The organism is Streptomyces adustus (assembly GCF_009377175.1).
Classification (GTDB): Bacteria; Actinomycetota; Actinomycetes; order Streptomycetales; family Streptomycetaceae; genus Streptomyces; species Streptomyces adustus.
The window spans coordinates 37,340-50,164 of the sequence record NZ_VJZD01000015.1 but is presented as its reverse complement, the minus strand read 5'-3'; the positions used below and the strand labels follow the sequence as shown (position 1 = coordinate 50,164).

Here is a 12,825-nt window from a genome sequence, read left to right as displayed (position 1 = left end):
GTGCTGGTGGGGGGTGACGAGGCGGCCGCGGTGCCTGCGGGGTCGGATGGGGCACCGCGGCCGCCACCCGCGCGGTCAGGCGCGCGGGAGCCGTGGGGGCGTCGAGGGCGTCAGCCCTTCGTGCCGCCCGCGGTGAGGCCGGTCACCAGGTTCTTCTGCACGAGGTAGAAGAACGCGGCGGCCGGTATCGCGATCAGCACGGCGGTCGCGGCCATCAGGTTGCGCTGGGCGTCGTGCTCGCTGACGAAGGACTGGAGACCGACGGCGAGGGTGTACTTGTCGTCGCTCAGCATGAACGTCGAGGCGAAGGCGACCTCGCTGAAGGCGGTGAGGAAGTTGTAGAAGGCGGCCACCGCGAGTCCCGGCTTGGCCAGCGGCAGGATGAGCCGGAAGAAGGTGCCGAAGGGGGTGAGCCCGTCGACGCGTCCGGCCTCGTCGATCTCGAAGGGGATGGTGTCGAAGTACCCCTTGAGCAGCCAGGCGCTGTACGGGATGACCGTCGTGCAGTAGACGAGGACGAGTCCGAAGTAGCTGTCGATGAGTCCCAGGTCCGAGAGGATCTGGTACATCGGCACCATCAGGACGGCGACCGGGAACATCTGGGTGACCAGCAGCACCCACATGAACTTCTTGTAGCCGGGGAAGCGCATGCGGGAGACCGCGTAGCCGGTGGTGGCGGCGATCAGCACACCGATGATCGTGGTGCCGAGCGTGACGATCAGCGAGCTCTTCAGCCAGTCGAAGAACTGCGTGTGCTCCAGGACGAACGTGTAGTTGTCGAACGTCATCTTGGCCCAGATGCCACCGGGGTGGAGGTAGTCGTCCTTGTCCGGGCCGAGGGACAGATAGACCAGCCAGCCGATCGGGAAGAGCGCGATCAGGCTCGCGACGGTCAGCACGCCGTGGGAGGCGAGGGAGCCGGCGAGGCTGGTCTCGCCCCGGCGCCGGGTCTTCTTGCGGGGAGCCGCGGCCGGGGTCTGCTCGGTCACCGGGGCGGAGGTCTCGACTGTGGTCGTACTCATGGGATCTCCTGCCTCAGATCGCGAGCTGCTGCTCGTTGCGGTTCAGCCAGCGACGGTAGAACGAGGTGAAAACGATCAGGATGGCCAGCAGCAGGATGCCGTAGGCCGCCGACTGCGCGAAGTCGCGCGGCTGCTGTCCGAAGCCCAGGAAGTAGGCCCAGGTCACGAGGATCTGGGCGTCCGGGGCGGTGTTGCCGAACAGCAGGAAGATCACGGCGAACTGGTTGAAGGTCCAGATGATGCCGAGCAGCACGACGGTGGAGCTGACCGAGCGCAGACCCGGCAGGGTGACGTACCGGAAGCGCTGCCAGGTGCTCGCTCCGTCCATCTCCGCGGCCTCGTACAGGGAGGCGTCGATGGACTGGAGGCCGCCGAGCAGGGAGACCATCATGAACGGCACACCGCACCAGGTGTTGACCATGATCGCGGCGAACCGCTGCCAGAAGGTGTCCTCCAGCCACAGGGGCGAGGGCAGATGCAGCGCGTCCAGGGCGGAGTTGATGATGCCGCCGTCGGCGAGCATGAAGCGCCAGCCGAAGACGGTGACGAAGGTGGGCACGGCCCACGGCAGGACCAGCACCAGCCGGTAGAGGGTGCGCCCGCGCAGCTTCTGGTTCAGCAGCAGCGCGAGGCCGAGGCCGACGGTGTAGTGCAGCGCCACGCACAGCGCGGTCCACACGATCGTCCAGACGAAGTGCGACCAGAAGCGGTCGTACGCCGTCGGGCCGAACAGGATGTCCTTGTAGTTGTCGAGCCCGATGAACTTGTAGGTGGCGTCGATGTGGTTGACGCCGATCGTGCGGGCCGTGTTGAGGCTGTTGGCGTCGGTGAGGGTCAGGTAGAGGCCGTACACCAGCGGGTAGAGCACGAGGACGCCGAGCACGACGGCCACCGGGGCGATCATCGCGTACGCGTACCAGTGCTTGTTGTATCCGTGCCTGAGGCGTTGGCCCAGCCCGGGCCGTGGCGCGCGGTCACCGTGGCGCTTGCCGGTGGCGCGGTCGATGGCGACTGTCATGTTCGACACCTTCTGGAAGTTCTACGGCTCTGGGAAGCGGCTGGGCGGGGCGGACCGGCCTCGGCCGGGGCAGGCCGGTGGCCGCCGGATCCTTCCCCCGGGTTCACAGGAGGATCCGGCGGCCACTGGTCATCACTTGCTGAAGTCCGGCACCAGCTTGGCGATCGCCAGCTCGACGTTGCTCAGACCCTTGTCGAGGGACTCCTTGCCACCCGCGATCTTGGGCAGCTCGGTGTCCAGCGGACCCCACAGGGAGCTGTACTCGGGCAGCGCGGGGCGCGGCTGGGCGGCGGCGAGGACCGTGCCGTAGCCGGCGATGCCCGGGTCGGCCTTGACCTGGTCGGTGTAGGCGTCGTCACGCGTGGGCAGCGTGGAGTTCTTCAGCGCGATGGTCGACTGGCTCTTCGCCGAGGTCATGAAGTTCACGAACTTCAGCGAGGCGTCCTGGTGGGCCTTGTCCGAACCGGCGTAGACCGAGAGGTTGTGGCCGCCGGTCGGGGCGCCCGCCTTGCCGGAGGAGCCGGCCGGGACGGTGGCGATGCCGAGGTTGGACTTGTCGGAGAACGCCGAACCCTTGTAGAAGTTCGTGATCTCCCAGGGGCCCTGGACGATCGCGGCGACCTTGCCGTTGACGAACGCGTCCTGGATGTGGGCGTAGGCGTCGGCGGTGGTGTCCGCCTTGTGCAGGCCCTTGCCGGAGAACAGACCGAGCCAGGTGCCGTACGCCTTCTTCGCGGCGTCCGAGTTCACCGTGATCTTCTTGGCGGCGGCGTCGACGGTGTCGGTGCCCTCGCCGTAGAGGAAGCTCTGGGCGTAGTAGGCCTGGGTGGAGCCCCAGTAGCCGTCCACACCGGTCTTGGCCTTGATGGTGGCCGCGTCCTTCTTCAGGTCGTCCCAGGTCTTGGGCGCCTCGGTGATGCCGGCCTTGGTGAAGAGCTGCTTGTTGTAGACCAGCGCGAGGGTGTCGGTGACGAACGGCACGCCGTAGGTCTTGCCCTCGTACTGGGCCTGCGTGACCAGGTTGGACTTGAACTTGGCCTGGTCCTTGAGGGCCTCGGTGCCGTCCAGCGGCAGGAAGTAGCCCTTCTTGGCGAAGGCGGGGGTCCAGCCGACCTCGGAGCGCAGGACGTCCGGGGCGCCGGAGGCACCGGCGGCCGTGTCGAACTTGTTCTGCGCCTGGTCGAAGGGCACGTTGACGTACTTGACCTTGATGTTCTTGTTGGCGGCCTCGAACTCCTTGACCAAGGCCTGGTACGTCGGTGCCTCGTTGGTGGCGTTGGACGTGTCCCACCAGGTGATGGTGACCGGACCGCCGGCCTTGTCACCACTGCTGTCGCCACCGCCGCAGGCCGTCGCCGCGAGGGCGAAGGACGCCACCAGCGCGCTGGCCGCTATGCCACGCCGCATGAGTTCTCCTTGAGGGTTAAGCCCGTGTACTGACAGGTGGCGGTCCCGTCCGCCGCCCCTGCCGACTTGCCGACTGCGCCGTTGCGGCCGCCGGGCGACGAGAACGTAACAGCCATGTAAGCGTTGCGAAAGACCTTGCAGAAAAAAAGCGCAAGAGGTCACGGAAGTTACGCCGCCGTGACCTCACCTCGACCGGCGCGAGACCGCTCTATTGCGGGGCTGAGCGGGAACAGGCCCGGTTGTGCAAGACTCTGCAAGCTCTTGCCATCCATTTCCGGCGCGGGGATTATCCGTTGCGGGACAGGACGCCGACCAGAACTCGAGGACCCGATGACGCAGCAGCCCGGAGGGGGCCGTCCGACCGCTCGCACACGGCGTCCGATTGGTGTGCAAGGTGAGATCCGACCGGTACAGTCCAGTGCCGTGACCACCAGGCTTGCCGACATCGCCGCACAGGCGGGAGTGAGCGAAGCGACCGTCAGCCGCGTCCTCAACGGGAAGCCGGGCGTCGCCGCCACCACCCGCCAGTCCGTGCTGGCCGCACTCGACGTGCTGGGCTACGAGCGCCCGGTGCGGCTGCGCCAGCGCAGCGCGGGCCTGGTGGGCCTGATCACCCCGGAGCTGGAGAACCCCATATTCCCGGCCCTCGCCCAGGTCATCGGCCAGGCGCTGACCAGGCAGGGCTACACCCCGGTGCTCGCCACCCAGACCCCCGGCGGGTCGACGGAGGACGAGCTGACCGAGATGCTCGTCGACCGCGGGGTCGCCGGCATCATCTACGTCTCCGGGCTGCACGCGGACACCACCGCCGACATGCAGCGCTACGAGCAGCTGCGGGCGCAGGGCGTGCCGTTCGTGCTCGTCGACGGCTTCTCGCCCAAGGTGCAGGCGCCGTTCATCTCCCCCGACGACCGGGCCGCCATGACGCTGGCGGTCACGCATCTGGTGTCGCTGGGCCACACCCGGATCGGGCTGGCGCTCGGCCCCAAGCGGTTCGTGCCGGTCCAGCGGAAGATCGACGGATTCGTCCGGGCGGTGCAGGACCAGCTCGGTCTGCACGCCGAGACGATCGAGTCCGAGCTCGTCCAGCACTCGCTGTACACCCTGGAGGGCGGCCAGGCCGCCACCAACGCGCTCATCGACCGGGACTGCACGGCGATCGTCTGCGCCAGCGACATGATGGCGCTCGGCGCGATACGGGCGGCGCGGCAGCGGGGGCTGAGCGTCCCGCAGGACGTGTCGGTGGTCGGCTTCGACGACTCCCCGCTGATCGCGTTCACCGACCCGCCGCTGACCACGGTCCGCAAGCCGGTCCCGGCGATGGGGCAGGCGGCGGTGCGCACGCTGCTGGAGGAGATCGGCGGGACGCCCGCGCCGCACAGCGAGTTCGTGTTCATGCCGGAGCTGGTGGTACGGGGATCGACCGCGTCGGCCCCCGGGGAGCGCAACCGCCCGTAGCGGCCGCGGCCGCGGTGCGCGCTGTCGCGCCCGTGCTGTCTCCGCTTGTGCCGCGGAGCGCACCTGGTCCTGCCGTACGCCGTCGGGCGCCCCGGCAGGCCCCTGGCGGGAGAACATGCGCCCCCTGCCCGACCAGCGGATGAACGGGTGCGCACCCCTTTTCTGGCAGACTTTGTGGTTATGGGTGAACCGACCGTGACGACACAGGAAGGCCGCGAACGGGCGGTTGTTCCCAAGTCCGTCGCGGACGGTTCCGTACCGGATCTGCTGCGCAGACTGCGCACCCCGCGCCGGCCCCGGCTGTGGTTCGAGATCCTGCTGATCGCGGTGAGCTACTGGACGTACTCACTGATCCGCAACGCCGTGCCCGAGCAGCGGGCGCAGGCGCTGCGCAACGCCGACTGGATCTGGCAGGCCGAGAACCGGCTGGGCGTCGCCGTCGAGGAGTCGGTCAACCACGCCGTGAACTCGGTGAACTGGCTGATCGTCGGCATGAACTACTACTACGCGACACTGCACTTCGCGGTGACGCTGGGTGTCCTGGTGTGGCTGTACCGGTGGCACCCCGGCCGCTACGCGGCGACCCGGCTCGCCCTGTTCGCGACGACGGGCGTGGCGCTGGTCGGCTACTACCTGTATCCGCTCGCGCCGCCCCGGCTGATGAACGGCGCGGAGTTCGTCGACACCGTCATGGTGCACCACACCTGGGGCTCGATGGCGTCCGGCGACCTCAAGCACATGTCGAACCAGTACGCCGCGATGCCGTCGATGCACATCGGCTGGTCGCTGTGGTGCGGGCTGACGGTCTTCGCGCTGGCCCGGGTCCGGTGGGTGCGGCTGCTGGGGCTGCTCTACCCGGCGGCGACGCTGGGCGTCATCGTCGCCACGGCCAACCACTTCTGGCTGGACGCGGTGGGCGGTCTGCTCTGTCTGGTGTTCGGCTTCGCGCTGACCCGCGTCTGGTACGGCGGCCTGCCGTACGGTCTCCTGCGCGAACGGGCGCGGGCACGGGCACGCGAGCGGGTGCGGGAACGGCTTCGGGCCGCCCGGTCGGCCGGGACGGCGGAGTCGACCGAGCCGACCGGAACGCTGGGGGCGGCCGAAGCAACCGGAACGGTCGGGACAACCGACGGACCGACGGACGGCGGCAGCTGACCGGTCCTGCTGGACGACGACGGCCGTTGACCGGACCGGACGGACGGCAGCGGCGGCTGACCGAGCCGCCCGGGCGCCCGAGCGGGGTCAGCGTTCGCCCGCCGCGCCGTAGAACAGTTCCTCGACGACCGCCCGCGCCCTGCGTGTCGTACGCCGGTAGTCGTCGAGCATGTCGCCCGCGTGGCCGGGGCTGTAGCCCAGGTAGCGGCCGACCGCGGCCAGCTCGCGGGGGTCGGAGGGGAAGGTGTCCCCGGCCCGGCCGCGGACCAGCATGACCGCGTTGCGCACCCGGGTCGCCAGGATCCACGCCTCGTCGAGGATGGCGGCGTCCTCGCCGCCGAGCAGCTCGGCGGCGCGGGCGGCGGCCAGCGCCTCCCGGGTGCGGGTGGTGCGCAGGCCCGGCTCCGCCCAGCCGTGCCGCAGCTGGAGCAGCTGCACGGTCCACTCGACGTCGGACAGCCCGCCGGGGCCGAGCTTGGTGTGCAGCTTGGGGTCGGCGCCGCGCGGCAGCCGCTCGGACTCCATCCGGGCCTTCAGCCGCCGGATCTCGCGCACCGCCTCGTCGCCGAGCCCCTCCGCCGGGTAGCGCAGCGGGTCGACCAGGTCGAGGAAGCGGCGGCCCAGCTCCGGGTCCCCGGCGACCTGCTCGGCGCGCAGCAGGGCCTGCGACTCCCAGACCAGGGACCAGCGGCGGTAGTAGGCGTCGTACGACTTCAGCGTCCGCACCAGCGGGCCGGACTTGCCCTCCGGGCGCAGGTCGGCGTCGATGAGCAGGGGCGGGTCGGCGCTGGGGATCTGGAGCAGCCTGCGCATCTCGGAGACGACCTTGTTGGCCGCGTCGGCGGCCTCCCGCTCGCCGACGCCCTCGCGCGGCTCGTGCACGAACAGGACGTCGGCGTCGGAGCCATAGCCCAGTTCGTGGCCGCCGAAGCGGCCCATGCCGATGACGGCGAAGCGGGTGGGCAGCTGCTCGCCCCAGCCCTCGCGCACCACCGCGCGCAGGGTGCCGGCCAGGGTCGCCGCCGTCAGGTCCGACACCGCGCCGCCCACCCGGTCCACCAGGGCGCCCTGGTCGGCCTCGGCCGGCTGGGTCTCGGTGCCGTAGGAGCCGACGATGTCGGCGGCGCACGTACGGAACAGCTCGCGGCGGCGGACACCGCGGGCGGCCCGGACGCCGTCCTCGGCGTTCTCGGCGCGGCCGACGGCGGCCAGGGTCTCCTGTTCCAGGTGGGCGCGGGAGCGGGGTTCGAGTCCGCCGCCGTCGCCGTCGCCGAGCAGGGCCACCGCCTCGGGCGCGCGCATCAGCAGGTCCGGGGCGAGGCGGCCGGCGGACAGCACCCGCGCGAGGTTCTCGGCAGCGGCGCCCTCGTCGCGCAACAGCCGGAGATACCAAGGGGTCTTGCCGAGCGCGTCGGAGACGTTGCGGAAGTTGAGCAGGCCCGCGTCCGGTTCGGCGGAGTCCGCGAACCAGCCCAACAGGACCGGCAGCAGGGTGCGTTGGATGGCGGCCTTGCGGGTGACGCCGGAGGCGAGGGCCTCCAGGTGGCGCAGGGCCGCGGCCGGGTCGGCGTAACCGAGCGCGACCAGCCGTTCCCGTGCCGCCTCGGGACTCAACCGGGTCTCCCCCGGAGCGAGTTGGGCGACCGCGTCGAGCAGCGGCCGGTAGAAGAGCTTCTCGTGCAGACGGCGTACGACGCTGCTGTGCCGCTTCCACTCGCGCAGCAGCTCGGCGACCGGGTCGGTGCGCAGGCCCAGGGAACGGCCGAGGCGGCGCAGGTCGGCCTCGGCCTCCGGGACGAGGTGGGTGCGGCGCAGCCGGTGGAGCTGGATGCGGTGCTCCATGGAGCGCAGGAAGCGGTAGGCCTCGTCGAGCTGGACGGCGTCCGCGCGGCCGACGTAGCCGCCCGCGGCCAGGGCGTGCAGGGCGTGCAGGGTGGTGCCGCTGCGCAGCGAGGCGTCCGCCCGCCCGTGCACCAGCTGGAGCAGCTGGACGGCGAACTCGACGTCCCGCAGGCCGCCGGGGCCGAGCTTCAGCTCGCGGTCGACCTCGGCGGCGGGGATGTTCTCGACCACCCGGCGGCGCATCTTCTGCACGTCGGCGACGAAGTTCTCGCGCTCGGCGACCTGCCAGACCAGGGGTTCGAGGGCATCGACGTACGCCTCGCCGAGCGCGAGGTCCCCGGCGACCGGGCGGGCCTTGAGCAGCGCCTGGAACTCCCAGGTCTTGGCCCAGCGCTGGTAGTAGGCCAGATGGCTGGCGAGGGTGCGCACCAGCGGACCGTTTCTGCCCTCGGGACGCAGATTGGCGTCGACGGGCCAGATGGAGCCCTCGACGGTGGTCTCGGAGCAGATCCGCATCATGTGCGAGGCCAGCCTGGTCGCCGACCTGAGGGCCTTGCCCTCGTCGGCGAGGGCGTCGGCCGCCTCGCCGACGAAGATGACGTCGACGTCGGAGACGTAGTTGAGTTCGTGGCCGCCGCACTTGCCCATCGCGATCACCGCGAGCCGGCACGCGGCGGCGTCGTCGGGCGCGGCGGCACTGGCGATGCGCAGGGCGGCCCGCAGGGTCGCGGTGGCCAGGTCGGCGAGCTCGGCGGCGGTATCGGCCAGGTCGATGGTGCCGCACACGTCACGGGCGGCGATGGACAGCAGGCAGCGACGGTAGGCGACGCGCAGCGAGACGGGGTCCGTGGCCTGCGCCAGGCCGCGTTCGAACTCCTCGACCCCGGGGTGGAGGTCGCGCGGCTCGTAGGTGACGAGCTCCTCCCAGTCGCGCGGGTGCCGGGCGAGGTGGTCGGCGAGCGCGGCGGAGGCGCCGAGCACGCCGAGCAGCCGGTCGCGCAGCGGCTTGGCCGCTATCAACGTGTCCAGCAGTTCGCGGCGGGCCGCGGGGCCGGGCTGCGCCTCCAGCATCCGGACGAGGCCGTGCAGCGCGAGGTCGGGGTCGGCGGTCACACCCAGCGCCTCCAGCAGCACCGGGTCGTCGCGGACGCCCGCGAGTTCGGGGCTGTCCAGGAGCCGTTCCGCGGCCGACGGATCGGTGAAGCCGTGCCGCAGCAGCCTGGTGAAGGTGCTGCTCCTGCGCCCCGGCGCCGTCATCCCCGGCCTCCCGTCGGATCGAGCCATCGGATCAAGGTCGTACCGGCCCGAGCCTAACCGCAGTCCCTGGCCGAAGCTCTGGGGCCGACGCCTACGAGTCACGCCGAGGGGCGGGGCGAACCCGGCGGGTGGAGGATGCACACCAGGGTGTCGGCCGGACGGAGGGCTCGGTCCCGTGGTGGATGCAGTAGTTCACCCGGTTTTCATCCACCGGGTTTTACGCCGTGGGACAGGGGAATTTTGGCGTGCGCATGCTCTGTCCGCACCGCCACCCCGTTCTTTCCCCACCGGAGGTAGATGTGTCCGGCAGTTCCGTGTACCGCCGCAGTCGCACAGCGCTGGCGTCCGGGCTGGCCCTCGCGGCCGCCGCGGTCGGCCTGTGGACCGGCCTCGGCGGCTCCTCGACCGCGCAGGCCGCGGCCGGGGTGCCGACCCCGGACCACGTGGTCGTGGTGGTCTTCGAGAACCACGCCTACAGCCAGGTCATCGGCTCCTCTAGCGCCCCCTACATCAACTCGCTCGCCACGGGCGGCGCCAACCTCACCCAGGCCTACGCCGAGACCCACCCGAGCCAGCCGAACTACTTCGCCCTGTTCTCCGGCTCCACCCAGGGCATCACGGACGACAGCTGCTACACGCCCGGCTTCTCCTCGGCCGCCAACCTGGCGTCCGAGGTGATCGCGGCCGGCCGTACCTGGGCCAGCTACAACGAGACGCTGCCCAGCCAGGGCTCGACCACGTGCAGCAGCGGCAACTACGCCCGCAAGCACAACCCGTGGTTCGGCTTCAGCAACGTCCCGACCTCGACGGCGAAGACCTTCGCCCAGTTCCCCACCGACTACACCACCCTGCCGAACGTCTCCTTCGTCGTCCCCAACCTGTGCAGCGACATGCACGACTGCTCGGTGGCGACCGGTGACACCTGGCTGAAGAACAACCTGAGCGCGTACGCCACCTGGGCCAAGACCCACAACAGCCTGCTCGTCGTCACCTTCGACGAGGACAACCGGCTGGCCGGCAACCGCATCCCGACGGTGCTGTACGGGCAGCCGGTCACGGCCGGGTCCAGCTCGTCGACCACGTACAACCACTACAACCTGCTGCGCACCCTGGAGGACTCGCAGGGCCTGAGCGCCCACGCGGGCAACGCGGCCTCCGCAGCGGACATCACGGGCATCTGGGCGTCCTGACATGTACGTCGCGGACAGCCGCGCCGGGGCTCCCGGCGCGCCGGTGTCCGCGGACGGCGCCGTCCGGCCTTCCGCCGGGCGGCGCCGCGCCGCGGTCGCCCCCACGGTGCTGGCGCTCGGCACGGTCAGCCTGATCACCGACGTGTCCTCGGAGATGGTGACGGCGGTCCTCCCGCTGTACCTGGTGGCGGGTCTGGGCCTGTCCCCGCTCGGCTTCGGGCTCCTGGACGGCGTCTACAACGGCTTCTCGGCCCTGGTGCGGCTGGCCGGCGGGCATCTGGCCGACCGGGGCGGGGGCCGCCACAAGTGGGTGGCGGGCATCGGCTACGGCCTCTCGGCCCTGTGCAAGCCTCTGCTGCTGCTGGCGCACACCCTCACCCCCATCGGCCTGGTCCTGGCCGCCGACCGCACCGGCAAGGGGCTGCGCACCGCCCCGCGCGACGCGCTGATCTCCCTGTCCAGCACGCCCGAGAACCGCGGCCGCGCCTTCGGGGTGCACCGGGCGATGGACACGGCGGGCGCGCTGCTCGGTCCGCTGGTGGCGTTCCTGATCCTGCGGGCGACGGTGGACGGCTACGACGCCGTGTTCACCGTGAGCTTCTGCGTGGCGGTGCTCGGGGTGCTGGTCCTGGTCCTGTTCGTACCGAACGGCGCTCCGACGCCCCCGACGGCTCCCCCGGCGCCTCAGCCCGCCGCGACCGCCGCCACCGCCCCGACTGCCTCGACTGCCCCGGCCGAACGCCCCACCCTGCGGGCCGCCCTGGGCCTGCTGCGCCGGCGGGACCTGCGCCGGATCACGCTCTGCGCCCTGCTGCTCGGCCTGGCCACGGTCAGCGACTCCTTCGTCTACCTGCTGCTGCAACGCCGTCTGGGCGTCCCCGACCGCTGGTTCGCGCTGCTGCCGCTGGGCACCGCGGCGGCCTTCCTGCTGCTGGCGGTGCCGCTGGGCCGGCTGGCGGACCGGGTGGGCGGCCGCCGGGTGTTCCTGGCCGGACACGGAGCGCTGCTCCTGGCGTACGCGGTCCTGCTCTCCTCCTGGCACGGCACCGCGCTGCCGTACGCCGTCCTGCTGCTGCACGGCGGTTTCTACGCGGCCACCGACGGGGTGCTGATGGCGGCGGCCTCGGACAGCGTGCCGCCGGCCCTGCGCTCGTCCGGTCTGGCCCTGGTCCAGACGGGCCAGGCACTCGCCCGCTTCGCCTGCTCCCTGGGGTTCGGGGCGGCCTGGACACTGTGGGGCGACCGTACGGCGCTGCTGGCGTCGACGGTGGCGCTGGCGGTGTGCGCGGGCTGCTGCGCCCTGGCCCTGCGACCCGCCCGGGAGGCCGTCTCATGACCGTACGCAACCGCATCCTGGTGCTGCTCTCGGCCGTCGCCGTCCTGGCGGCGGTGGCGGCGGGCGCGGTCCTGCACGCCTCGGCCCGGGCGGAGCGCCGGGACCAGACCCAGGCGGGCGGCCCCGCGGTGACGTCCGGCCCGGTCACCCTGACCGCCCGCGGCCGCCTGGTCTTCCGCAACATGGCCTGGGGCCCGCACCGCGACGAGCTCACCGCCGTCCCGGCGTCGGCCCCGGCCGGGGCGCGGACCGCCTCGGGTGTCAAGTGCCTGCGCTTCTACGCCGCCGCCGGCACCGGTGTGTGCCTCCAGGCGGTGCACGGCGCGGTCTCGGACACCTACCGCGCGCTGATCCTGGACGCCCGGCTGAAGGAGACCGCCCGCTACGACGTCCCCGGCATCCCCTCCCGCGCCCGGGTCTCCCCCAGCGGCCGCTTCGCCGCCTGGACGGCGTTCGTCGGCGGCGACTCCTACGCCGGTACGAACTTCTCCACCCGGGCGGCGATCGTGGACACCAGGACGGGGCGGCTGATCCCGTCGCTGGAGGAGTTCGGGATCGTGAAGGACGGCCGGCGCTACCGGGCGGCCGACGTGAACTTCTGGGGCGTGACCTTCGCGGCGGACGACCGCACGTTCTACGCGACGATGGCGACGAAGGGGAAGACCTACCTGGTCCGCGGCGACCTGGAGGCCCGCACCGTGACCACCGTGCGGACGAACATGGAGTGCCCGTCGCTCTCCCCCGACGGCACCCGGATCGCTTTCAAGAAGCGCGTCCCTGGCCTGCCCGCCGACGCCCCCTGGCGGCTGTACGTCCTCGACCTGCGCACCCTGCGCGAGACCCCGCTCGCCGAGTCCCGCAGCGTCGACGACCAGGCGGTCTGGCAGGACGCCCACACCCTCGTCTACGCCCTGCCGGGCGACTACGGGGCGGACCTGTACGCCGTCCCGTCCGACGGCACGGGCCACCCCCACCGCCTCACCACGGCGGCGGTCTCCCCCGCCTACCTCGACTGACCGCCCCCGGACGCCACAGCGGGGCGGGGGGACCGGACCTCCCGCCCCGGGTGAGGCCATCCAGGGTTCCGGCCGGACCCGTATCGGCTGGCCGGGCCACGTCACCCCTGCTACACCAGAGGGG

Annotated in this window: 9 protein-coding genes; 5 read left to right on the top strand and 4 right to left on the bottom strand. The window is 71.6% G+C overall.

What is annotated here, in order from left to right; translation table 11 throughout:
- Positions 1-110: 110 nt before the first annotated feature.
- The 3 genes from FNH09_RS06025 to FNH09_RS06015 all read right to left on the bottom strand — a co-directional run bounded on the left by FNH09_RS06025 (position 111) and on the right by FNH09_RS06015 (position 3,447).
- Entirely contained in the window at positions 111-1,022 is a 912-nt protein-coding gene (locus FNH09_RS06025) for a sugar ABC transporter permease (protein ID WP_152885696.1), read from the bottom strand.
- Between the two features lie 13 nt (positions 1,023-1,035).
- Positions 1,036-2,040, bottom strand: a complete 1,005-nt coding sequence (locus FNH09_RS06020) for a carbohydrate ABC transporter permease (protein ID WP_152885695.1) — start codon at positions 2,038-2,040, stop codon at positions 1,036-1,038.
- Between the two features lie 132 nt (positions 2,041-2,172).
- Positions 2,173-3,447 carry an extracellular solute-binding protein gene (locus FNH09_RS06015; protein WP_152885694.1) on the bottom strand — a complete coding sequence of 425 codons (1,275 nt, stop codon included), beginning with the start codon at positions 3,445-3,447 and terminating at the stop codon, positions 2,173-2,175.
- Positions 3,448-3,870: 423 nt separating this feature from the next.
- Here FNH09_RS06015 and FNH09_RS06010 point away from each other — a divergent pair, with 423 nt between their 5' ends.
- Positions 3,871-4,905, top strand: coding sequence for a substrate-binding domain-containing protein (locus FNH09_RS06010; RefSeq protein ID WP_162468175.1), 1,035 nt, complete (start codon positions 3,871-3,873; stop codon positions 4,903-4,905).
- Positions 4,906-5,085: 180 nt separating this feature from the next.
- On the top strand, positions 5,086-6,060 hold the full coding sequence (locus tag FNH09_RS06005; protein WP_152885692.1) for a phosphatase PAP2 family protein: 975 nt from the start codon (positions 5,086-5,088) through the stop codon (positions 6,058-6,060).
- A gap of 87 nt (positions 6,061-6,147) precedes the next feature.
- Here FNH09_RS06005 and FNH09_RS06000 read toward each other — a convergent pair whose 3' ends face one another.
- Positions 6,148-9,159 (bottom strand): bifunctional [glutamine synthetase] adenylyltransferase/[glutamine synthetase]-adenylyl-L-tyrosine phosphorylase, encoded by a 3,012-nt coding sequence (locus tag FNH09_RS06000; protein WP_152885691.1) that lies wholly within the window; start codon positions 9,157-9,159, stop codon positions 6,148-6,150.
- A 299-nt stretch (positions 9,160-9,458) separates the two neighbouring features.
- On the opposite strand from FNH09_RS06000, the gene FNH09_RS05995 reads away from it, so the two are divergent.
- From FNH09_RS05995 to FNH09_RS05985, 3 genes are read left to right on the top strand one after another with little or no spacing between them, the layout of a single operon-like run.
- Positions 9,459-10,349 (top strand): alkaline phosphatase family protein, encoded by an 891-nt coding sequence (locus tag FNH09_RS05995; RefSeq protein WP_162468174.1) that lies wholly within the window; start codon positions 9,459-9,461, stop codon positions 10,347-10,349.
- A gap of 1 nt (position 10,350) precedes the next feature.
- Positions 10,351-11,685, top strand: a complete 1,335-nt coding sequence (locus tag FNH09_RS05990; RefSeq protein ID WP_152885690.1) for an MFS transporter — start codon at positions 10,351-10,353, stop codon at positions 11,683-11,685.
- Positions 11,682-12,701: a TolB family protein gene (locus FNH09_RS05985; RefSeq protein ID WP_152885689.1), complete on the top strand. Its 1,020-nt coding sequence runs from the start codon at positions 11,682-11,684 to the stop codon at positions 12,699-12,701. The genes FNH09_RS05990 and FNH09_RS05985 overlap by 4 nt, the downstream gene beginning before the upstream one ends.
- The last annotated feature ends 124 nt before the right edge of the window (positions 12,702-12,825 follow it).